Source organism: Vibrio sp. 10N.261.52.C11 (assembly GCF_041471405.1).
GTDB lineage: Bacteria > Pseudomonadota > Gammaproteobacteria > Enterobacterales > Vibrionaceae > Vibrio > Vibrio crassostreae_C.
Genome location: NZ_JBFROI010000049.1, coordinates 1 through 22,032 on the forward strand (window position 1 = coordinate 1; position 22,032 = coordinate 22,032).

General features: G+C 44.2%; 17 protein-coding genes. 5 read left to right on the plus strand and 12 right to left on the minus strand.

Translation table 11 applies throughout. The features are described from left to right. Nucleotides 1–365: 365 nt before the first annotated feature. Nucleotides 366–2,681: an adhesion domain-containing protein gene (locus tag AB4323_RS18120; protein ID WP_372153021.1), complete on the minus strand. Its 2,316-nt coding sequence runs from the start codon at nucleotides 2,679–2,681 to the stop codon at nucleotides 366–368. A gap of 369 nt (nucleotides 2,682–3,050) precedes the next feature. On the opposite strand from AB4323_RS18120, the gene AB4323_RS18125 reads away from it, so the two are divergent. Both AB4323_RS18125 and pyrC read left to right on the plus strand, forming a co-directional pair. Beyond that, nucleotides 3,051–3,209 (plus strand): YqaE/Pmp3 family membrane protein, encoded by a 159-nt coding sequence (locus AB4323_RS18125; RefSeq protein ID WP_017059962.1) that lies wholly within the window; start codon nucleotides 3,051–3,053, stop codon nucleotides 3,207–3,209. 192 nt (nucleotides 3,210–3,401) lie between these two features. Continuing rightward, nucleotides 3,402–4,430: a dihydroorotase gene (gene pyrC / locus AB4323_RS18130; protein WP_017059963.1), complete on the plus strand. Its 1,029-nt coding sequence runs from the start codon at nucleotides 3,402–3,404 to the stop codon at nucleotides 4,428–4,430. 117 nt (nucleotides 4,431–4,547) lie between these two features. Here the strand turns inward: pyrC and AB4323_RS18135 are convergent, their stop codons facing one another. After that, nucleotides 4,548–5,453, minus strand: a complete 906-nt coding sequence (locus AB4323_RS18135) for a DUF808 domain-containing protein (protein ID WP_372153022.1) — start codon at nucleotides 5,451–5,453, stop codon at nucleotides 4,548–4,550. A 175-nt stretch (nucleotides 5,454–5,628) separates the two neighbouring features. Between AB4323_RS18135 and AB4323_RS18140 the strand changes: the two genes are divergently transcribed. Beyond that, nucleotides 5,629–6,555, plus strand: a complete 927-nt coding sequence (locus AB4323_RS18140; RefSeq protein WP_372153024.1) for a M14 family metallocarboxypeptidase — start codon at nucleotides 5,629–5,631, stop codon at nucleotides 6,553–6,555. 205 nt (nucleotides 6,556–6,760) lie between these two features. On the opposite strand, the gene AB4323_RS18145 is transcribed toward AB4323_RS18140, so the two are convergent. The 10 genes from AB4323_RS18145 to xsc form a co-directional block, all read right to left on the minus strand. Further along, nucleotides 6,761–8,368 carry a BCCT family transporter gene (locus AB4323_RS18145; protein WP_372153026.1) on the minus strand — a complete coding sequence of 536 codons (1,608 nt, stop codon included), beginning with the start codon at nucleotides 8,366–8,368 and terminating at the stop codon, nucleotides 6,761–6,763. Nucleotides 8,369–8,852: 484 nt separating this feature from the next. After that, complete coding sequence (locus AB4323_RS18150) at nucleotides 8,853–9,425, minus strand: malate synthase (protein WP_017070684.1); 573 nt, start codon at nucleotides 9,423–9,425, stop codon at nucleotides 8,853–8,855. A 236-nt stretch (nucleotides 9,426–9,661) separates the two neighbouring features. After that, nucleotides 9,662–10,582, minus strand: a complete 921-nt coding sequence (locus tag AB4323_RS18155) for a cache domain-containing protein (protein WP_372153028.1) — start codon at nucleotides 10,580–10,582, stop codon at nucleotides 9,662–9,664. Nucleotides 10,583–10,593: 11 nt separating this feature from the next. Continuing rightward, nucleotides 10,594–11,934 (minus strand): TRAP transporter large permease, encoded by a 1,341-nt coding sequence (locus AB4323_RS18160; RefSeq protein WP_017064290.1) that lies wholly within the window; start codon nucleotides 11,932–11,934, stop codon nucleotides 10,594–10,596. Between the two features lie 37 nt (nucleotides 11,935–11,971). Next, nucleotides 11,972–12,514 carry a TRAP transporter small permease gene (locus AB4323_RS18165; RefSeq protein ID WP_017059970.1) on the minus strand — a complete coding sequence of 181 codons (543 nt, stop codon included), beginning with the start codon at nucleotides 12,512–12,514 and terminating at the stop codon, nucleotides 11,972–11,974. Nucleotides 12,515–12,678: 164 nt separating this feature from the next. Further along, nucleotides 12,679–13,680 (minus strand): TRAP transporter substrate-binding protein, encoded by a 1,002-nt coding sequence (locus tag AB4323_RS18170; protein WP_372153030.1) that lies wholly within the window; start codon nucleotides 13,678–13,680, stop codon nucleotides 12,679–12,681. A gap of 117 nt (nucleotides 13,681–13,797) precedes the next feature. After that, nucleotides 13,798–15,264 carry an NAD(P)/FAD-dependent oxidoreductase gene (locus AB4323_RS18175; protein WP_372153032.1) on the minus strand — a complete coding sequence of 489 codons (1,467 nt, stop codon included), beginning with the start codon at nucleotides 15,262–15,264 and terminating at the stop codon, nucleotides 13,798–13,800. Between the two features lie 48 nt (nucleotides 15,265–15,312). Continuing rightward, entirely contained in the window at nucleotides 15,313–15,750 is a 438-nt protein-coding gene (locus AB4323_RS18180) for a nuclear transport factor 2 family protein (RefSeq protein ID WP_372153034.1), read from the minus strand. A gap of 264 nt (nucleotides 15,751–16,014) precedes the next feature. Then, nucleotides 16,015–16,830, minus strand: a complete 816-nt coding sequence (locus AB4323_RS18185; RefSeq protein ID WP_372103881.1) for an FRG domain-containing protein — start codon at nucleotides 16,828–16,830, stop codon at nucleotides 16,015–16,017. Between the two features lie 400 nt (nucleotides 16,831–17,230). After that, entirely contained in the window at nucleotides 17,231–19,042 is a 1,812-nt protein-coding gene (gene xsc / locus AB4323_RS18190; RefSeq protein WP_372145752.1) for a sulfoacetaldehyde acetyltransferase, read from the minus strand. Between the two features lie 262 nt (nucleotides 19,043–19,304). Here xsc and AB4323_RS18195 point away from each other — a divergent pair, with 262 nt between their 5' ends. Then, nucleotides 19,305–20,288, plus strand: coding sequence for an AAA family ATPase (locus AB4323_RS18195; protein ID WP_372153037.1), 984 nt, complete (start codon nucleotides 19,305–19,307; stop codon nucleotides 20,286–20,288). 3 nt (nucleotides 20,289–20,291) lie between these two features. After that, nucleotides 20,292–22,010 carry a cobaltochelatase CobT-related protein gene (locus AB4323_RS18200; RefSeq protein WP_372153038.1) on the plus strand — a complete coding sequence of 573 codons (1,719 nt, stop codon included), beginning with the start codon at nucleotides 20,292–20,294 and terminating at the stop codon, nucleotides 22,008–22,010. Nucleotides 22,011–22,032: the final 22 nt, after the last annotated feature.

Genomic DNA, 22,032 nt, shown 5'->3' on the forward strand with positions numbered 1-22,032 from the left:
GAAATACGCGAAACGGGGTTGTTCTATCTTTAAATTTAATTACGCAACAAAGCCGACTATCTGAGTTATAAAAATGAGCATCATAACTATTTTATTATATTGCTTTATATAATATTAATTATGACCATCACAAGTTAAACTACCTAAATCGTAACCTAAGTTATTATAATCTAGCGTTTAATTTACAAGTGATGTCTTTAGTTGGGGAAATAGAGTGAGACGGAGAATTTACCTTGCGGTTATTAATTAATAAATATCAACATGACAATAACACGTAAATAATTCGCATTAAAAATGCCAGTAACATCGCTACTGGCTTACTAAAGATTTTCAACCTACTTTAAAGGGAGACAGACTCATAACTATCATCTATAGCATGATAAAAAAACGTGTACTTGGCTACCAAAGTAATTTTGGTCGGCCTCAGGAGTATCTTCAGGACCTCTATAATACGTGATACCACCGTTTTCACTGGTTGGTTCCACGTAATTATTAATGTAAAACTTATAGAGCAAACCATTTCCTCGGAACCAAAACTCATCTAGGTAACCGGAATGTGAATATATACGACCTGCAGGTATGGCTTTATATGCAGGGTCTGCATTCCAAGCGCTAGCAAACCGAAGTGCAATAGTTGACGAGTCAAATTCTTTCCACCCACCACCATCGAAGTTTATTGATGAGCAGTAATATTGAGTCTGGCTGCTATCATATCCAGACTCTATAAAGTTCGCGTCATCTGCGTTATACCCATAACTGTTGAGTAACGAATACGTATAATCGGCAGTATCATTCGGAGCAAAAATCGAAGTATTATTATCACTATAGCGGAGTACTTGTTCTCTCGTAAACAACGGAAGAAATTCACTTCCTTCATATGAAGTTATACCCAAAGGTGCGAGTAAAGTAACGTTCAAGTTATCACAAAATGAGGCATAGCAAGCTTCAATATTAACATTAAATTGAGGTTCTGTATTTGCGGTAGAATACGCTGTCAAGATACCTGTATGTTCATCAAAGGTACTAACGTTCGACTCAGTTACTGTCCAATTGACATATTCGGCTGGAACTTGTTCCATTTGGCCAATTGAGTTAGTTATAGTCGCCTGATATAATTGATGTTTATCTAGCTCTAAGTCACGTTGAATCGAAGTCACACCATTTAAACTGATAGATACTGGGGTGATTTCTGGGATATAAAAAGCATTAGTACAAAGAACATAATTTACCTCTTCATTATTACTAGCAGTGACTGAACCATCAAATAGATTGACTAGTGTTGTGGTAGTTTCATCAACCTGGTCACGAGTCCAATACGGTTTGTCATTTGGATATCTATAGTCTGTAAATATTTGACCATCAGGCTTCCAAGCATAAAGTTCTTGCAAATCTACTTGATCCGGTAAAAAAGCACCTCTTGCAGTACAAATTGCTTCAGCAACACCTTTCGAATGCGCTACGGTTGTTACATTATCGACGGCATTGGTGCCATCTCCTGTTCCTATTATTTCGAATTCAATACTCGCAGTTTCTGCCTGCTCCATAGTTAAAGGTGGAGTAACAGATTGATATACATTGCCTTCATTAAAATCAATTATCGGGTATAAGTCTTCGGATTTTAACTTTATTATCCCGGTGGCATAGCCTCCTTTGTTATCAGAGACAACGTAAGTGATATTGTGATAGCCAGAATTAGAAGTAGTAAACGTGAAAATAGTGTCATTGAACAGATTACCATCTAAGTTAGCATCTTCTATAATGGCAACATCAGCATCGTAAGCATAGACATCAATTAATTGTAATGAATCACCATTAGGATCAGAAATGAGACTCAAAACGTCAATTGTGACCGTTTTCCCGTATGGAACTTCTGACACTATTTTTAAGGTATCAGGATCGGTAAATGTCTGTATATATGTAGAGTTAGCTATTGGAGCACCATTTACTGTTGTTGAAACTGCAATATCCAGGCTACCACTAAGAACATTTACTCCATCACTATAGCTATATAAAACCCTCTCAACTCCGGATTCAAGTCCAGCACCTGGAGTATACTCTATAACGTTATTCGCGGGATCAGATACTGCTGATGAAAGCGTTGAATCGCTATTAGGCAAAGTTAGCGTCATACTAAGTGTATAGCGACTCGTGTCGACCTCGTACCCCAAATTTGCTAACTCGTCCTTCACGTTCACCGAAATGGGTGTTCCAGTTGAAGTTGCAGATGATATGGGTATTAATTGTTCACTGTTTTCAGCTATAGCGATTCGAGCTGTAGCCTCACTATAGCCATCATAAGATATCGCTGTTGACATTCTTGACACAGAGGATCCAACACGAAATCGGTAGTCACATAGGTTTACTTGCGTTGCTTTAATATAAAAACCATTTTGGTCGTTAGAAACCACATCGCAATGATAGTCAGAATTAAGGGATTCAACATTCAGCAGAGCAACAGGTGTCCCATCAGAACTTTCCATATTGTTGGAGAGATCAACATAAAAAGTTTCACGAGGTTTAGTGTGCTGCATGGTATCTTGAACGGAGTAAAGTACGTTCGATTGAGCTGGCCTATCTGGGCTCGAAGTAGAACCAACTCCTGAATCACCATTACAACCTGAAACAGCCAAGATTAAAGCTACCTGTAACAAATTAGCCTTCTTTGGCAACACATCTAACATATCGTTTGACCTTTTTAAAATTTAACCTTGTAGCATACGAATGCTACATTAGATTGCGATGTTATCTTTTTGTAACTGGATATGTTTAGCAAATATGCAAAATTGACTCTTGGAAATGCCTAGTCATAAAATCACGGCCAAACTTCAAATGATTAAATGTATATCTTGATGGGAATACTGATTATAAGCATTTGGTTATAAATAGATAAACTGGTAGGCATTAAACACTTGATACTAAGCTAATATCTTGAGATGTTTAAACGACTGTCTTATATACATAAAGACACCAATGCATTAGCTTTCGCCATACGTTCTATAATTTGAACACGGTTATCGCATTGAACCTTCATTGAATAAAAAGGATTTATCATGAACAAACTCGTCATTATCATCTTATGTGTACTGCTTCCGCCTGTTGGCGTGTTCTTCGCTCGCGGCGCCGGGAAAGATTTGGTGATTAATATCATTCTTACTTTCTTCTTCTGGGTTCCAGGAATGATCCATGGTCTGTGGGTAGCCACCCGCTAACCCTTATTAACAAATAGATACCGAATAAAATATCCATAAAAACAAGCTCCTAGCCATGAAGAGTTAAAAATAGGATGAAATGAAAGTACTTTTCCACTATCATCCTGTCGCCTAAACGTAAGCGATTGCTTTCACAGATTTCGCTGAGTTTAGGCTCCAACTACATAACACTTCAAATGGTGGGAGCCTTCAATGACACAACTTACGATTACTCGTCCTGACGACTGGCACGTTCATCTACGCGATGGCGAAGTATTAAAAGATACAGTTCGCGATATCAGCCGTTACAATGGTCGAGCGTTAATCATGCCAAATACCATCCCACCGGTAACCGATACCGAAATGGCTCTTGCTTACCGTGAACGCATCATGGCAGAGCAGCCAAGTGAACAATTCCAGCCTCTAATGGCACTTTACCTGACAGACAACACAACACCTGATGAAATTCGTAAAGCGAAAGAATCTGGCGCTGTTGTAGCAGCGAAGCTATACCCTGCTGGCGCGACGACTAACTCTGATTCAGGTGTAACTTCAGCTCAAAAGATTTACCACGTACTCGAAGCAATGCAAGAAGTGGGTATGTTGCTGCTAGTACACGGTGAAGTAACGGCTCACGATGTTGATATCTTTGACCGTGAAAAAGAGTTCCTAGACACAGTTCTAGCACCGATTGTTAACGACTTCCCTAACCTGAAGATCGTTCTAGAGCACATCACGACGGCAGATGCTGCGACTTTCGTTAAGAACGCTAACGAGAACGTAGCGGCAACCATTACTGCTCACCACTTGCTTTATAACCGCAACCACATGTTGGTTGGCGGCATTAAGCCACATTTCTACTGCCTACCTATCCTTAAGCGCAACACACACCAGTTAGCACTTATTGAAGCAGCAACAAGCGGTAGCAAGAAGTTCTTCTTGGGTACAGACTCTGCACCACACGCTAAAGGTGCAAAAGAATCAGCGTGTGGTTGTGCAGGTTCTTACACAGCGCACGCTGCGGTTGAACTGTACGCTGAAGTATTCGATTTAGAAGGCAAGATTGAGAACCTAGAAGCATTCGCGAGCCACAATGGCCCAGACTTCTACGGCATGCCACGTAACTCAGATACAATTACGCTCGTTAAAGAAGAGTGGAATGTTGCTGAAACGATGCCTTTCGGTTCAGACATCGTTGTGCCAATCCGTGGCGGCGAGGCGATTGCTTGGTCTGTAAAATAAGCACTTGGGCTGTTAAATAAACACCCTCCATTTAGCGAAAAGGGTCACCATAGTAATTATGGTGACCCTTTTTTGTTTCGATGAAAGACTGTCTTATTCCCAGCAGTAATTTAACGATTACTTACCGCGAATTTTTCCGATAGCAGTCCAAATAGCAACGACAATCAATCCAGATAAAACCCCAATCACACCATTTAATAGCGTTGGTACCACCGCAGTCGCAATCGTATGTCCACTAAAATCCATAATAATCGGTTCAATTAAATGATGAATCGCAGGAACGTTGTGCACCACAATACCGCCACCAACCAAGAACATCGCAGCCGTGCCGACAACCGCAAGCATCTTCATCAGCTTTGGTGCAAAGGCGACTAACCCATTACCCAATCTGGTTTTAATGGTACTCCCATTCGATGTGCGCTGGAGATAAAAACCTAAATCATCCAGCTTAACGATCCCAGTCACTAAGCCATAAACACCAATCGTCATCATAACGGCTATCAAACTTACGACAAGAATCTGAGTCACGATACTTGTACCCGTTACGGTACCCAGAGCTATCACAATGATTTCCGCAGATAAGATGAAGTCGGTACGAATTGCGCCTGAGACCTTTCGCTTCTCATACTCTTCAACAGATTCACCCGAGCTGCTTTCCTCATCTTTCTCTTCGTGTTGATGAGCATGAGGAAAAAGCTTTTCTAAGATTTTCTCTGCCCCTTCAAAACAAAGAAACAGACCACCAATCACCAGTAGTGGCATGATCAACCAAGGAATGAATGCACTGATCAATAGTGCTGCCGGAACCAAAATCAGCTTGTTTTTAAATGAGCCTTTTGCGACCGCCCATACCACTGGGATTTCTCTTTCAGCAGAAACACCGGATACCTGCTGGGCGTTAAGGGCTAAATCGTCACCTAATACGCCTGCGGTTTTTTTAGCGGCTACCTTAGACATCAATGCGACATCATCCAACACGGTTGCAATGTCATCTAACAGTGTTAGTAAACTTGCTCCAGCCATTTTGTTGTCTCTTTATAAAGAATTGAACCATCAATAAAATGTAACACCATCAATTCACTCATCAAAGTTATGAGTCTGTAAAAAATAAAGTCACAAGTTGTGTTTTCTATTGCTGTCTCTGTTAGACAGGAATAATCTGTCTTAATCTTTCACGAACATAAAAGAAAAAGTATAGATGAAAAGTGAATCTACCTACCCGATTGGTAAGCCAGGGCAAAAATGGCAACAAGCAGAACGTGAAGCATGGTTAGCTCAACGAACGGTTAAGCGTGAATACCAGCAAGAAGTTGTACCAAAGATTAAAGCACTTGCAGACCGCTTTGACATCGAACAATACGGCGCACTGAGCTACGACGAAGCTCGCTTCCCACTCTTCGCTATCAAGAGCAAAAACTGGGACGAGTCAAAGCCGACGATTCTGGTAACAGGTGGTGTTCACGGTTACGAAACCAGTGGCGTGCATGGCGCGATCAAATTCGCTGCGACTCAAGCAGAAAAATACACGGCGCACTTCAACATTGTTGTCGCACCTTGTGTGAGCCCTTGGGGCTACGAAGTGATCAACCGCTGGAATCCAAATGCTGTTGATCCAAACCGCTCTTTCTACGACGGTACGCCAGCAGAAGAATCAGCAAACCTACGAGCTCTAGTAGCGTCTCTGCCAGAAGTATTGGTTCACGTTGACCTGCATGAGACGACTGACTCTGATGAAACTGAATTCCGACCTTCACTCGCAGCTCGTGATGGCATTGAGTACATCGAAGGTATGATCCCAGACGGTTTCTACACTGTTGGCGATACTGAAAACCCACAACCTGAATTCCAAGCTGCTGTCATCGCTTCAGTTGAAAAAGTAACCCACATTGCGCCTGCGGATGACGAAGGCAAGATCATTGGTTCAGACGTCACTCAACACGGCGTGATCAACTACCCAATGAAGAAGCTTGGCTTATGTGGCGGCGTGACTGACTGTAAGTACGGTACAACCACAGAGGTTTACCCAGACAGTGACAAAGTAACAGACGAAGAGTGTAACGATGCTCAAGTTGCTGCTGTTGTTGGTGCTTTGGATTACGTTATTCAGCACGAATTGAACGCGTAAGCGTAAACCCGCTCATAGCTAGAACCAGGCACCTAGACTAATAACTAAGAGCCAAGAACTAAAAGAGCCACAAATGACTACTCACTTGTGGCTCTTTTTTGTTTCTCTTTCGCTGATGTCTTCTACGGCATAAAAAAGCTCCCTTGCTCGCGGTGCAAGGGAGCTTTGAATCTGCTGATTAGAGTAAGTTCCTATCTAGAGGTACTTACTTAGTGGCCGGAGTAACCGTTTCTTGCCCTTTACCGACTTCTGTCAGTAGGCCTTTCAACAAGCTCACACAACCAATCAAAAGAATGATCGTAAACGGCAGTGCTGCAATAATCGTAATAGATTGCAGAGCTTGGATTGATTGAGTACCACCAATCCACAGCATTACCATTGCGATAGCGCCTGAGATAACCGCCCAAACCACTTTCTGTTTCACTGGCACTTCTAGTTTACCACCCGCTGTCATGCCATCGATAACGATAGAGCCTGAGTCCAACGTTGTAACGAAGAACACAATGATCAGTGCGACTGCGAGAACTGACAGAATGCTACCGAACGAGTAAGCATCTAGCATGTAGAACAAGCTTAGAGATACGTCTGTAATGCCTTGGTCGAGGCCAAGTTGTCCCACATGGTTAATTACTTGCTCGATAGCTACGCCACCGAAGATCGACATCCAAGCCGACGTTACCAATGTTGGGATAATCAGTACGCAAAGTAGGAACTCACGAACCGTACGGCCCTTAGAAATACGCGCTACGAACATACCGAAGAATGGTGCATACGCAACCCACCATGCCCAGTAGAACACAGTCCAACCATGCAGCCATGTTGTGTCTTCACGACCCGCACTTTGGCTCAAAGCTACGATATTTTTCACATAGCCCGTTGCCGCCGTTGCCATTGAATCAAGCACAGTTGTGAAATTCAATACAGCGATAAGACCAAGGAATATGAATGCAATAACCATGTTCAGGTTACTTAGGAACTTAACACCACCGTCCATACCACGTAGTACAGAGATGATCGCCAAGCCCATGATCAGAACGATGATAGATTGCTGAAGGAAGATGTTGTTTTCCAAGCCGAACACGTGGCTAATACCACTTGCTGCTTGTGTACCACCTAAGCCCAATGAAGTCGCAAGGCCAAACAGAGTAACCAGTACGGTTAGTACATCGATTACATCACCAGTTTTGCCCCACACACGCTCACCCAGAATTGGGTAAAACACAGAACGCATTGATAGCGGTAAGCCTTTGTTATAAACAAAGTACGCCAGACAAAGCGCCGTCATGCCATAGATAGCCCATGCATGAAAACCCCAGTGGAATACGGTTGCGCCCAGTGCTAATTCACGACCAGCGGCTGTGAAAGGTTCTGCGTCTAATGGCGTTCCGAACCAGTTCGTGAAGAATGCAGTTGGCTCTGCAACACCCCAGAAGATAAGTCCAATACCCATACCTGCTGCGAATAACATCGCAATCCAAGATGACATTGAATAGTCCGCCGTCGCGTCTTCACCACCTAAACGGATTTTACCCAACGGTGAAAAAGCAAGAACAACAGCAAACGCTAGCATGATGTTAGCTCCCCACATAAACAGGAAGTCAAACTTTGATAAAACAGCACCCTTAATAGAATCAATAGCAGCTTTAGCGTCTGCTGGAGGAAGAGCAAGAAGAGTGATGATGAAGAGAAGAGATAAGCCAACTGAGGCTATGAAGACGGTGTTGTGGACATCCATGCCCCATTTACTGACGTTATCTTGACCAACTTGATAGTCAGTAGAATCGATACTGTATTTTTTTGATTTAAAACTCATAAATTATGATGTTCACATATCCGAATCAACGAATATAAGGACGCTCTCCATATCCAATTACTACTTGATTGGCTCGCCGCACCACCCAAATAAAGGCGATAAAAATCACAATGATTGGTGATAAATGGACTTACTGGCTCAATCCCAAGGCGCGTATTATAGCACAGGTCGAAGCATTTTGATTGAGTTTTAGCTCAATAGTTACCCAAACCACCGTTGATAGTGATAGTTAACCCAATAAAAACAGAATAAAATAAACAGACAAAAATCTTAAAATACAATACGTTAAATTAAAATGATGCACCGTAAAATCTCATACAAACTTTCTACAGATAATATTAACAACAACCTGATTTATTTATAGCTCTAATAAAAAAGCCCCGCTATAGGGGCGGGGAAATTACCAAAGGTAAAAGAGAAATCAGTATTCAAATGTCAGTGCTGCGTCTCACAGATCAGCACTGCACATTTCAAAGACAGTTCGTTAGATTGCGAAGCAAAAACCTAGGTTATAGTCTTCACCATTTTTCGCTGTGAACTCTTTGTCTTCACTTGATGCATTCGGGCGGCCACTTTCATCGCCTTTTACTAAGCTCACCCAGTGACGGATGCCAGAAGAACGGCTGGCCTCAGTTTGACCAAACGTAGTGCACGTCTCTAATTGGATATCTTGAATATCAACCAACTCCAGACGGCCTGTGCCTTTACGAGCGCCGATTGTCACTTCAACGTGCGTACCGCTTTCATCACGGAATAGGATTGCTGAAGGCTTAGATTTATCACCTGTGTAAGCTACAAAGTGTTTAGCGCGTTTTAGGCCGGTGTGCTCACCGTTTTTGAAGTAAACCTGAACATGTCGGTAATCAATCTCGTAGCTCACCGCGTCTTCGTGTGAACCCGCCTCAAGAGGAAATAAAGTATCAAGCAACTGTTTCGCCATTTTCTGTTTTTCGAGTTGCTTGTCTGCTTTCACCATTTCGACGGCAAAGACAGCTTCAGCAATAAATGTTGAATGGTTTCTGTGAAGTTCTGTTTTGTCTAGTGTCAGCATATTCATAGTCTATCCCTCGTACGGCTTTAAATTTCATTTAGGTCAAACATCCCAATAGACCCTTTTCAAAATTGTTCTTTACTGTGTGGTTTCCATGTTTTTCATACTACTGTTATTTTTGAAACAATTTCACAACAAAAATTACACAGTGTGAATTTTACTAAATTGCTTTTTTACACAAACCGGCATTTCGAGCCCCCAGCCCTTTATTTAACTGGGTTGAGGTTTCCGTAGAAACGCGTTTACGTGTTGTTTGAATTTGTGTAATAACCCACCCCAACCAACTTATTGTCGATAACTCGATAGTAAGTGTGCTTAGTTTCCACTTTGCTCGACAGCGGATTTAACCATCGATAGGTGTAAACGCCACGACCATTTTCTTTGGCTAGATTTAACATCTCAGTGAGAATCGGTTTATCGTCAGGACTTAGAATCTCGCTGTGCGAACGCCCAACTAGCTCAGGAGAGACCCCATGCGCCAGCAACTTTCCAGAGCTCATATCCATCACAAACACATACAAATCCCCTTCTACAAAGCTGCCATCGGCATCATTAAACTCATTTAGGCTCTCTTGTTCTGACTCCACTATCGCGGTCATCGCTCTCGCCAGTAAATTCTTTGCTTCGGCCGCACTGGAACGTTCAGGGTAATAACCGACAGCGACAATCACATCACCCACACGTTCAAAGAAAGTCGTTTTCGGCTCACCCATTCGATCGGTCGGATTGGTCCAGTGATACTTCACTTCACCAAAACCCTTGTGGACCGCTTTGGTGATCATTTCACGGAAAAAAGGATTGCCGTAAACGTCTTGGGTATCCAACACACTGTCGCCTACCAGCACCATGGAAGAGCCGCCACTGGCAAGGAATTGGCCATCAATACCAAGAGCAAACACATAGAGCTCACCGTCTATATATTCGGCATCACTCATGAAGTCTTTGACGCTATCGTCGCCCTCTTTTTGAACGTGTATCACTGCCTTGGCAAGCAAGGTTTTAGCTCTTCTTTCAGCGTCACTGACCACATGTGGCTCAGAAATATCGAGCACATTGACTGGCTTAATCTCTTTCTCGACTTCTGAATGCTCTGCACGCAATCCAATGCCGCTGACCACAGCAAACAAGGCGCAGCCAATAAGGATTATTCTGGATAGATTCATCGTTGTGTCTCCTAATAGCCGACTAAGGACGGTAGCCAAAGCGTGATTTGTGGGAAGAAAGCGATAACGAAAACGCCCACGACAGATGCAAGTACAAAGGGATGGATCTTCGCGGTGATCTGCTCAACCGTAGAGCCACCAATCCCCGAGGCGACAAAGATATTTTCCCCAAGCGGCGGCGTTGCAAAACCTATCGATAAGGTACACACCACCACGATGCCCACGTGAGTTGGATCAGCGCCCAGCATGTACATGATTGGCAGTAACACTGGCACGATGATCATGATCGCCGCTAAGGTTTCCATAAACATGCCGATGAACAACAACAAGGTAATGGTTAGCGCCCACACCATGTACATGTTGTCGGTAAAACTGAGTAATGATTCAGCCACGACAACCGGGATCTTTTGCTCGATCAACAAGCGTCCAAATACTGTTGCTGCAAAGAGGATCAACAACACACGTCCGGTGATCCATGTCGTGGTCGATAGAGATTTCATCACACTTTTGAACGACAATTCGCGGTGAATAAATACACCCACAAACAACGAATAGAATATCGCTACAACCGCAGATTCTGTTGGTGTGAACATGCCGCTGTAGATACCGCCAAGAATCAAGAACGGCGCTAATATCGACCATAAACCGCGGCGCAAGTAGTGCCTTACATCGCCAAACGACCAGGTTTCAGTCAACCCTTTATAGCCTTCTCGCTTAGCAATGAAGTAGTTGGTTACCACCAGCGTCGAAGCCATGATGAAGCCCGGTACAACCCCAGCAACAAACAGTTTTGGAATAGACAAAGAAGCAAACTGGCCGTGTTGAGCAATGGCTTCCGGTGGCGCCATTAAGCCCATTGCGGAGATACCAAAGATAACCAAGGGAATGGATGGTGGGATGATAATGCCCAAGCCACCAGATGCAGCAGTAACTGCCGATGCGTAGCTCTTATCGTAGTCACGCTTGACCATCGCAGGCACCATTAGCATGCCTACCGCAGCGGTGGTTGCAGGGCCTGAACCCGAGATAGCACCAAAGAAAAGACACGCCATTACCGTTGCTGCACCAAGGCCACCTGTTACGGGACCCGCTAAGCTTTCGGCGATATCCACCAGACGTTTGGAGATACCCGCCGCCTCCATTAATGCACCCGCAAGAACAAAGGCTGGCAGGGCCATTAGCGGGAAGTTACCCACCGAGGTAAACGCGATTTGTACTAAAGCGATGGGATTTTTGTCGAGCAACATATAGGCCGCCATCGAAGCGCCAGCCAGTGATACTGTGATTGGTGCGCCCAGAATTAACAGCGTTAAAAAGCCACCAAATAAAATTAGAGTTAAATAGGATTCCATTATTACATCTCTCTATTACGACTATTCTCTGTGATGACTACTGCGCTGACTTTTGTGCCGTCATTTTGCGCAGCTCTTTGACTTCTGGATCTTCGTTGGTTGCGCCTTTGAATAAACGCTCATAGTTGTTCCAGATAATTCGAATCATCATCAGTGAAAACGCGATAGGTAAAATCATGTAGAAGTACTTCATCGGGATACCTGTAGTCTGAGACTTCCAAAACAGATTCATTTTGTTGAACACGAAGTCGTAGCTGAGGTAAACGAAGTAGCCGTTGAAACAGAGCCATAAGAAGTCAGCGATGGTTTCACTCACGGTCTGCACGATTGGCGGAAAGAATTTAAAGTGAAAGCTCACTCGGTTGTGCGCCGACATCTTGGCCGCAACAACAGCCCCTAGATAGGCAAACCAAACGAACATGTAAGTAGCGACCTCATCCCCCCAAGGGATAGAGTAATCAAAGAACTGACGAGTAAGGATTTGTGTAAACAGCAATAGGACAAAGCTTGCGAGCAGCAGACAACAGGTATATTCCTCAATGTTGTTTAGGTGCGTTTTTATTGTTTTAGCGACTGACATATAACCTCCAATGTTGATTTCCACATGACAACCAGTCGCTCACGGTCCTAAAAAGATCAGGTACAGAACAGATCAACGAGTACAGCCATGTAAATGCCCTATCTCACTGTTCTATCGCTAGGTGATTAAGTAGCGCAGAACAGCAGATAGGGCGAATCTAATCGTTACTTTCTACCTAGTAACTCAAGAACGTCGTCTAGCTTGTCTTTGCCTCCAATGCTTGAGTAGAACTTAGGCCAAACTGACTTAGTCACCTTGCTGATCCACTCTTGCTCGTTGTCTACTGGGTCTGTGAATACCATGCCTTTCGCTTGTAGCTCTTCACGGATCTTGTTTTCCGTATTTTCTAGATAAGCAAAACTGTGCTCTGTCGCTTCCTGACCTGCTTCAAGAATGATTTTTTGCATTTCAGGAGTCTGTTGTTGGAAGACCGTTTCACTCACAATTAGAGGTTCCAAAGAGAAAATGTAGCGAATGTTGGTCACGTACTTTTGTACTTCGTTGAATTTCATCGCGTGGACTGTGATGTAAGGGTTATCTTGTCCATCTACCACGCCTTGTTGCAGGCCAGTGAAAGTCTCAGACCACGCCATTGGCGTTGGGTTTACACCCCATGCTTGATAAGACGCGATCATGATTTCGTTACGAGGAACACGAATCACTAGCCCTTTCAAATCTTCTGGTGAAGCAACAGGCTTTTTCGAGTTGGTCAAAACCCTAAAGCCAGAATAAGCCCAACCGACAATACGAACACCAGCGTCACGAATCGTGTTATCAACTAAATCTTGGCCTACTTGACCTTGAGTCAGTAGCACTGCTTCTTCTGCGCTTTGAATCACGTAAGGCATGGTCAATAGACCAACGGTTGGAGAGAAAGGCGTCACGTTGTTGATCGCCAGTACAGAGAAGTCGAGAAGACCGATTGCTGCGTCGTTTACGGTGTCTTGCTCATTGCCTAATTGGCCATTCGGGAACAGGTCGATTTTCACTTTACCGTCTGTTTTTTGCTCCATCAGTTCAGAGAATGAGGTCGCTAATTCCCACTGCGTACCACCAGCAGCATCGCCGATAGCCATTTTAAAATTCGCTGCTGCCGCGGTATGAGATAACACCGCTGTTGCTACAATAGTGACACCAGCAATAATTTTATTTTTAATCAATTTCATAGTCTTAACCTTTCCTATCATACAGACGTCCTGCCTGTACTTTGCTCACAAGGTGACCTGGTACAACTTTCCTGGTCGTAATTCTATTTCCCTATTTTGGAAACAATGTTCGGGTAGTTACAGCCTTTCATCCTTTAACGAATACCACTGATAAAGGAACCGCTGCCCTACTCTTCGAAATGGTGCAAACATCTCAGATTCCACCACTTCCCTCACGTTGGGGAACGGAAGTTTTGATTCAAATATTGGCAAGTCAAGCTTATGACCTTCACCTGCGATCCACTGGGCAAGGCGCTTGCCTGCTTGAGCGGAATACATCACACCATTGCCGCCATACCCTAGTGCGTAAAAGATGGATTGCTTTGGATTCGGCTGATAGATTCTTGGCATCATATCGTGGCTAACATCCACCCACCCCCACCATGAATAATCGATTTTGATCTGATCGAGAGACGGGAATTTTCGGGTTAAATCCGCTCTCAACATGTCTTCGTATTTCTTTTCAGGTGCGTTCTTGCCACTGATGGCACTGCGTGTACCTATCTGCACTCGGTTATCGGGTAACAAACGGTAGTAATGACGCAGGATTCGGGTATCAGTAATCACCTGATTGGTTTTGAAGTTACACGCGGCAATTTCGTCTTGAGTTAGCGGACGCGTCACCATCGAATTAGAAAGTACCGGCAACAAGCGATTCTTAAGCTCTGAATGCAAACCTTGGCTAGTGTATCCACCGGTACAAACCCCAACAGAACGTGCCTTCACAACACCGCCGGGCGTTTTTAGGTAATGCACACCGTTGCGTGTTTCCCAACCCATAACAGGGCTAGTTGGATGCACTTTTACACCGAGTGCTCTCGCCTTTCTTAGATAGCCAAACGCCAATTTCCCTGCATGAATACCAATGCCTTCTGGTTCATGCATTGCGCCTGCCGCTTCTTGGTCACCAACGTAATCTCGTTTTACGGTTTCCGCATCTAAGATCTGCGCATCGTAATCGAACGTGTCGCGCAGCAACTTGGCTTCTTTTTCAAGTGTTGCCATCACTTTGGGACGATGGGCAACGTATAAGTGGCCGCCCGACTGTGGGTCACAATCAATGTCTTTGATCAGAGACTTAAAGGTGTTCATACCATCGACGCATTCGCGATGCATTTTCAGTGCGGTTTCTAGTCCCCAGCGTTCAATCCACTGAGAACGCTTCAAACGTCCTGACGCACACTGAGCCTGGCCACCATTTCGGGTACTGCAGCCCCAACTCATACGGTTAGCTTCAATCACAGTCGCTTTAATGCCGTACATTTCAGCAAGGTGTATCGCGGTGCTTAGGCCTGTGTAGCCTGAACCGATTATCGCCACATCCACATCCATATCCGATGTAATTGGACCATCATCTTCAGGTGGCGCGCCTGCGGTATCTACCCAATAAGTCGGGGCGTATTCCTTACCGTGACCTGGGCTCTTGTCTTTAAGTGGATCGTATTTTGGATCGTATTTATCTTGTGCTTGGGTGCTTTCTTTTGCTTGGGTGCTTGTCACCTTTGGCGGCACATCGGCTGCCGGTTGTTCCATTACTAAACTCATAATTCGACTCTCCTAGTCATAACACGTGGACTGATTTTGGTTTCGTGTCTAGCTCTTGGGAGTGTTGTTAGGAGTCAAAAGAGGTCGTGTTTTACGGAAGGCATTTTTTACGCTGATTTTTCCATCTTTCAGAGTAAACACGTCGACCATGCGAGCTTCGATGATGCTGCCATCCGGGTTAGTCGCAGAGAACGTTGATTCACTTACCGCGCGGTCGCCACACACAAAGTGGACAGGGTCGCTCCAGGCTGCATCTGGAAAGTTCTGCCAAACCAATTCAAAGCTATTACGAACGGCTTCGTACCCTTCGATAGTGTTTCCAAGTTCGCCTTCTCCTGCCACGGTGTGGAAGACACAGTCTTCGGTCATAAACGACATTAGCGCTTCAATATCATGGTTATTCCATGCATCACTAAAAGACTGTAAAAAGGCGGTGTCGACTTGGTTTTCCAGCACGAATGTCGCTGCATTGGTTTGCATATTCATATTCCAGAATCCTTTATGTTTTCGTTATTGGTTTAAATTTCAGTAGCTTTGCGCCACTTTTTTATTAGAGTGTTTAAACTAGATCTGTGAAAATTTAACAACTTGACAACAAGATTCGCCACTCTAACTTCGAGTTACTTTATAAACAATCTTTAAGCTCACAGATTTCATCTTTTTATAAATTAATTAGTGTTCTGATTTTATTTATCTCGTAATCACTAGATTTATATGAGGTCTAAATAAAATCATTAGAAATATTAGACTTTAGTCGAAATCAAAATCTTGATGGTACTTTCGGCCATACTGCTCAAGTTTACGGTTATGGGTATTCACTTGTAATTCAATATTCCCCTCACCTTTATTAATAACTTGATTGTTATCTATATGGGCTTCATTTTTTATATCGGTTAGCTTCTCTTCGATATAATCAGTCGGTTCATTTAAAACGTTCATGGATATTAACTCCTTTATCAGGTTTACTTTTACTGATGGAAGAATATGAACGGACACTAGACCGTTTGAATATTCTTTCTCATCGTACAGAGGCTGAATGGCATCATTGCCACCTTCCTTAAATGGGTGAATGGAATACCACTTGTCCTTGCGCGGCTCTTGCTGATCGCAATCCGCCACATTAAATATCTGAGTTTTGTTGATATTACACGGCGAGCTAAAAACACTAACCCGCTGATAATCAATAGCTTTAATTATGTTTATGCAGTCTTTACTTTGGCTGTGACACACCGACCAAAGCGCATTTAACAGGTTATCGGTCCATTCCAGTAAACGGGTGGGAAAGCCCTGCTTTTTGGCTAAACACATCAATAACCAGTCATTTATGTCGTTAGAACTCAGCGAGTGACCACCGTAAACTCTCACTGTTGAAAGCAACTCTTGTTCGACACGGCGTATGTTCTTACGATTGGAACGGCCTAAACTTGGCATTAGATTACTGTTTTCATAATCACACACGTTATACATCAAACCACGTTGGTCACTGCATTCATTCATTAATGAATTAATTATTTTATACAGCTCTTCGAGTGAGCTTATATAACGCTTATTGTTCACAGCATGCATGTAATAGGTCACTTAATTTAAATTTATTACAATTAAAAATTAACTATCATGGTTAATCAGTATCGTTACGAATGATTTTAAAAATGACAATAGGTATATGTCTTTATCAATGGCCATATATCCTCATCAATAACTAACAGTTATAAAACCATTAACTAAGGAGCAATTAGCTAAGGGTCGATTAATAAGGAACGACAAAGTTTATATAACTAAAACCACTTATATGTACCACAGCCATTTAATTCATGTTCTAACGTTTGACTAAGGATTATTGAAATACGGGTTGCCGGTATTCACTTAAGTACATTGCCAATACCCGTTAATATTGCCCGACCACATTCTCGATTGCACTTTCTCTAACACTCTCGAAAATACCGTGGCCGGACAAACTTCCTACGACTTATACGTAATCTTTGTATTTATCTAGGAAACGAACCGGTGTTGATAGCGCATCTCGGCGGAACGGGTCGCCCAACTCCTGAGTACACATGATTTCAATGATGGTTGTTTTGCCTTCGTTCATCTGCATGTCGATGGCTTTTTGCAAGGTTGGACCTACATCTTCTAGCTTATCAACCGTGATACCTTCAGCGCCCATTGCTCGTGCGATTTCAGCAAAGCTTTGGTTATCTAGCTCACCGGCAACAAAGCGTCGGTTGTAGAAGTCGACTTGGTTCTTCTTCTCTGCACCCCATTGACGGTTGTGGAATACCACGGCTGTCACTGGAATGTTATGACGAACACATGTCATGGTTTCCATCAGGCTCATGCCCCACGCACCGTCGCCTGCATAAGAGATAGCTGGGCGATGAGGTGCTGCTGCTTTCGCGCCAATGATGGTCGGGAACGCGTAACCACAGTTACCAAAACTCATTGCCGCAAAGAAACTACGTGGTTTTTCAAAGCGTAAGTAGCTGTTTGCCACCGAGTTGATGTTACCGATATCGGTTGAGACCATTACGTCTTCTGGCATCGCTTTTTCTAGCTCACGCAATACTTGGCGCGGGTGAAGGTATTCACCACCAGAGAACGGAGTCTCGTGTGAGTTTTCTTCAATCATATCCAAGCTGAACGAGTCACGTTCGTGTGTCCACTCATCAAGCTCTTTTTCCCAAAGTGCTTTCTCTGTTGCGACCGTGTCTTGACGAGCGCCTTTATTGTCATCACACAACAATGCACGGCCTTCCAATCTTTCAGATAGAGCAACCGCAGCTGCTTTCGCATCACCACAGATACCAACTGAAATCTTCTTAACCAGACCTAGCATCTTGTTGTCGGCATCAATCTGAATGATTTTCGCGTTCTTCGGCCAGTAGTCCATACCATGTTGAGGCAACGTACCAAATGGACCAAGACGTGTACCCAAAGCAATAACCACATCCGCTTGAGCCATCAACTTCATTGCTGCTTTCGAACCTTGATAGCCTAGAGGACCACACCATAATGGGTGGCTAGCAGGGAACGAGTCATTGTGTAGGTAACTGTTTACTACGGGTGCTCCTAGTCGTTCTGCCAGTGCCGCACACTCTTGAACGGCATCAGCCATTACCACGCCGCCACCAGAAATGATGACTGGGAATTTCGCTTCAGCAATCAAGTCTGCCGCTTCGTTCAGAGATTTTTCACCACCTGGGCCACGGTCTAAACGTGCTGGTTGAGGGATCTCGGTTTGAGTTTCACCGTAGAAATAGTCACGTGGAATGTTCAGTTGAGTTGGACCCATTTCACTCATCGCACGGTCGAAGCATCGACCTGTGTATTCCGCCATACGATCTGGGTGCGTTACGTGTCCTTGATACTTAGTAAACTCTTGGAACATTGGAAGCTGGTTACATTCTTGGAAACCACCTAAGCCCATTGTTTTAGTGCCTGTCTCTGGCGTCACAATCACGACCGGGCTATGTGCCCAGAACGCAGCTGCAATTGCTGTTACACAGTTACTGATACCTGGGCCATTCTGCCCGATAACCACACCGTGGCGACCAGATACACGAGAGTAACCATCTGCCATGTGGGCAGCGCCTTGCTCGTGTACTACTGGGACCAATCGAATGCCAGCAGGAGCAAAGATATCCATTGCGTCCATAAATGCTGACCCCATGATGCCGAACATGTCGGTAACATCATTAGCAACCATAGTTTCAACGAACGCTTCTGATGGTGTCATTGTTACTGTGCCGGAAACAACCGTACGTTTTTCTTGCTCGCTCATTCTTCCATTCTCCTTGAGTTAACCAAAATTTCATTTTTCGGAATGAATCGTCTCTTTTTCGAATTCATTTTCACCTTAGTAGTAGAATTTTTGCGCGTCAACTTTTTATATTAAATTGGAACAATTCATTCTAATTAATAAAACTGGATCACATTATTGGTAGTTTTTCGTACAAAAAGTTCCGTTAACTTAACTGGAGCTGTTAATAATCGATGACATATCGCGATAGCAGCGACAAGTGATGAGCTATATAGAGGGAAATATGATGAAAGAGGCGGAATTGGTACCAACGCAGCCGGTAAGTGTAAGAGAACGCTTTGGCATCGACAGCAACCTAACGGTGATGGCATTTGAACATGCGGGCGAATATGTTCCTAAAGTCGATCCTAACTACTGTTTCGACCCCGAAGTGACGTTGGCTATATTGGCGGGGTTCACCTCCAATCGTCGCACATTGATACAAGGCACGCACGGAACGGGCAAGTCGTCTCACATTGAGCAAATTGCCGCGAGATTGAATTGGCCGTGTTTGAGGATTAACCTAGACGGACACTTAAGTCGATTGGATTTCATCGGTAAAGACAGCATCGTCATTAAGGACGGAATGCAGGTAACTGAGTTTAAAGAAGGCATTCTTCCGCAAAGCATTCAACAACCCATCGCACTGGTATTAGATGAGTACGACGCTGGTCGCCCTGACGTGATGTTTGTGATTCAACAACTGTTAGAACAAGACGGCAAATACACCTCTTTAGAGCAAAACCGAGTGATCACGCCTCACCCTTCTTTCCGCCTGTTTGCTACCTGCAACACGCTTGGCTTGGGTAACTTCTCAGGTTTGTATTCTGGCACTCAAGTGCTTAACCAGAGTCAATTAGATAGATGGAACATCATCGCCACGCTCAACTATTTAGATCCACAACATGAAACTAAGATCGTGTTATCCAAGCTTCCAGAGCTGAATAATGAGAGTGGTCGACAACTGGTCGAGAAAATGATCGCCACCGCAGGATTAACGCGTAACGGGTTTAGGGCTGGTGACCTTTCAACGGTGATGTCTCCGCGAACGGTGCTCACTTGGGCCGAAAACATCCAAATATTCGACGATGTAGCGACTGCATTTAGATTGTCATTCTTGAATCGATGTGAAGACGAAGAGAAAGAGCTGGTTAGCGAATACTATTTCCGTTGCTTTGGTGAAGATTTAGAAACGCCTACTCAAAACTATTCGCACTCGGAGTCGTAAACCATGGCCAATGTTTCTTCCCAGCAGAAAAAGATCCTCGATATTGGTGTGTCTGTCGCCAGAGCAATCAGTGGCGAACTCAATCTGAACTACCGGGGAGAACGTCTCTATAAAGGCAATAGCCCCTGTTATTATCAGTCTGCGCATACTAACAATCTCACCTTTGTTTCTCGCCACGAGCTAAAAAACAGCAAGCTATCGATGCAGGGCAAGATCGATTCATCGGCACTGCGATTATTGCTTTCAGACGCTGACCTCCACTATTCACTACGCCCTCAAAACGAAATAGAACGTCTGCTTTACGACTTCTGCGAACAGGTCCGAATTGAATCTCAAGTCCCGCCTTATCTAAAAGGCGTGACCACCAGCATCCAATTCAACTTTGCGTATTGGAGCAACCAATATCATCAAAATGGCTTTACCGAATCACGAATAGGCATGTTGCTGTTTACACTGATGCAAGTCATCTACACCCGCTTAACTGGCGTTCCGGTGTCTGAGCCTATCGCTGAGACCATTGAGTCGACTCGCGCCGGCATCGTGCCTACTTTCGGGTACAGCCTGAAGCGCTTAAAGCAACATAGAACCGACCAACAACAGTTTGCTCACTGCGCCAATGAGCTTGCTGCCCTTGCAAAAGAGCTCATCAACCAAGAGCAAGAGAGCGATAACTCGGCTACGCCAACGGTTGAAGAAGACATAAAAATCCTTGCGCAGCTTGCCCTTATCGTTGATGGAGACATTCAAGATCAAGACGTCGATACTGACATCACAGGCAGTAGTAAGGTGTTCGAGCTTTCGGGCGCGAATTATCAGGTCTTTAATTCAGAATTTGATCAAGTCATCGCCGCAGATAAACTCGTCAGGCGCGCCCTATTACTCGAACTGAGGCAGAAACTCACCGATCACATCATGGCGAGACAAGTAAACACTCGCCGTTTAGCCGCTATGCTCACCAGCTTTGTCGCCACGCCACAAAGGAACCGACGTCAGGACCATTTAGAAGAAGGCATTGTTAACGCCACCACCATCACCAAGCTCATCACGTCGCCATTGGATCGCACTGTCTTTTATCAACCTGACATCGGCGCATCTCATCAATGTGCCATCACGTTTTTGATGGATTGTTCAGGTTCAATGCAAAAGCACAGTCACAAGCTAAGTTTGTTGATGGATACGATTCTCAAATCCGTTGGATTGGCTGATATCCCATTTGAGATCATTGGCTTCACTACCAACAACTGGAACGGTGGCAAGGTCTATCGACAGTGGCTTAAACAAGGCCAACCAAAGCACCCAGGGCGCTTGAACGAAGTTCGGCACATCGTGTTTAAGGATTTTGATACGCATTGGAGACGATCTCGCCTTGGCATTGCGAGTCTTCGTAAAGCAGACGTCTTTAAAGAAGGGATTGATGGCGAAGCGGTGCAGTTCGCTAGCCAGCGGTTGCAACAGCACACTGCTCAACGAAAGGTTTTGATCGTGTTCTCAGACGGCTGCCCAATGGATACCGCCACCAGCACCGCCAACGATCAGTTCTATTTGGATAACCACCTAAAACAAGTCATTGAACGTGAGTCGACCAAAAACGGAATTGAGATTCATGGCGTGGGGATGGGAGTGGATTTGAGCCCATATTACCGCAACAACATTACCTTGGACGTACAAGAGAGCTGCTTGTTCGGGCTATGTAGGAACATCTTTGAGATGCTAAAGCGCTGACGTGTCAGTGAGGAGGGTGTCA

Coding starts and splice junctions, on each gene's coding strand:
- AB4323_RS18120 (WP_372153021.1), bottom strand. CDS start 2,681: ATGTTAGATGTGTTGCCAAAGAAGGCTAATTTGTTACAGGTAGCTTTA.
- AB4323_RS18125 (WP_017059962.1), top strand. CDS start 3,051: ATGAACAAACTCGTCATTATCATCTTATGTGTACTGCTTCCGCCTGTT.
- pyrC (WP_017059963.1), top strand. CDS start 3,402: ATGACACAACTTACGATTACTCGTCCTGACGACTGGCACGTTCATCTA.
- AB4323_RS18135 (WP_372153022.1), bottom strand. CDS start 5,453: ATGGCTGGAGCAAGTTTACTAACACTGTTAGATGACATTGCAACCGTG.
- AB4323_RS18140 (WP_372153024.1), top strand. CDS start 5,629: ATGAAAAGTGAATCTACCTACCCGATTGGTAAGCCAGGGCAAAAATGG.
- AB4323_RS18145 (WP_372153026.1), bottom strand. CDS start 8,368: ATGAGTTTTAAATCAAAAAAATACAGTATCGATTCTACTGACTATCAA.
- AB4323_RS18150 (WP_017070684.1), bottom strand. CDS start 9,425: ATGAATATGCTGACACTAGACAAAACAGAACTTCACAGAAACCATTCA.
- AB4323_RS18155 (WP_372153028.1), bottom strand. CDS start 10,582: ATGAATCTATCCAGAATAATCCTTATTGGCTGCGCCTTGTTTGCTGTG.
- AB4323_RS18160 (WP_017064290.1), bottom strand. CDS start 11,934: ATGGAATCCTATTTAACTCTAATTTTATTTGGTGGCTTTTTAACGCTG.
- AB4323_RS18165 (WP_017059970.1), bottom strand. CDS start 12,514: ATGTCAGTCGCTAAAACAATAAAAACGCACCTAAACAACATTGAGGAA.
- AB4323_RS18170 (WP_372153030.1), bottom strand. CDS start 13,680: ATGAAATTGATTAAAAATAAAATTATTGCTGGTGTCACTATTGTAGCA.
- AB4323_RS18175 (WP_372153032.1), bottom strand. CDS start 15,264: ATGAGTTTAGTAATGGAACAACCGGCAGCCGATGTGCCGCCAAAGGTG.
- AB4323_RS18180 (WP_372153034.1), bottom strand. CDS start 15,750: ATGAATATGCAAACCAATGCAGCGACATTCGTGCTGGAAAACCAAGTC.
- AB4323_RS18185 (WP_372103881.1), bottom strand. CDS start 16,830: ATGCATGCTGTGAACAATAAGCGTTATATAAGCTCACTCGAAGAGCTG.
- xsc (WP_372145752.1), bottom strand. CDS start 19,042: ATGAGCGAGCAAGAAAAACGTACGGTTGTTTCCGGCACAGTAACAATG.
- AB4323_RS18195 (WP_372153037.1), top strand. CDS start 19,305: ATGATGAAAGAGGCGGAATTGGTACCAACGCAGCCGGTAAGTGTAAGA.
- AB4323_RS18200 (WP_372153038.1), top strand. CDS start 20,292: ATGGCCAATGTTTCTTCCCAGCAGAAAAAGATCCTCGATATTGGTGTG.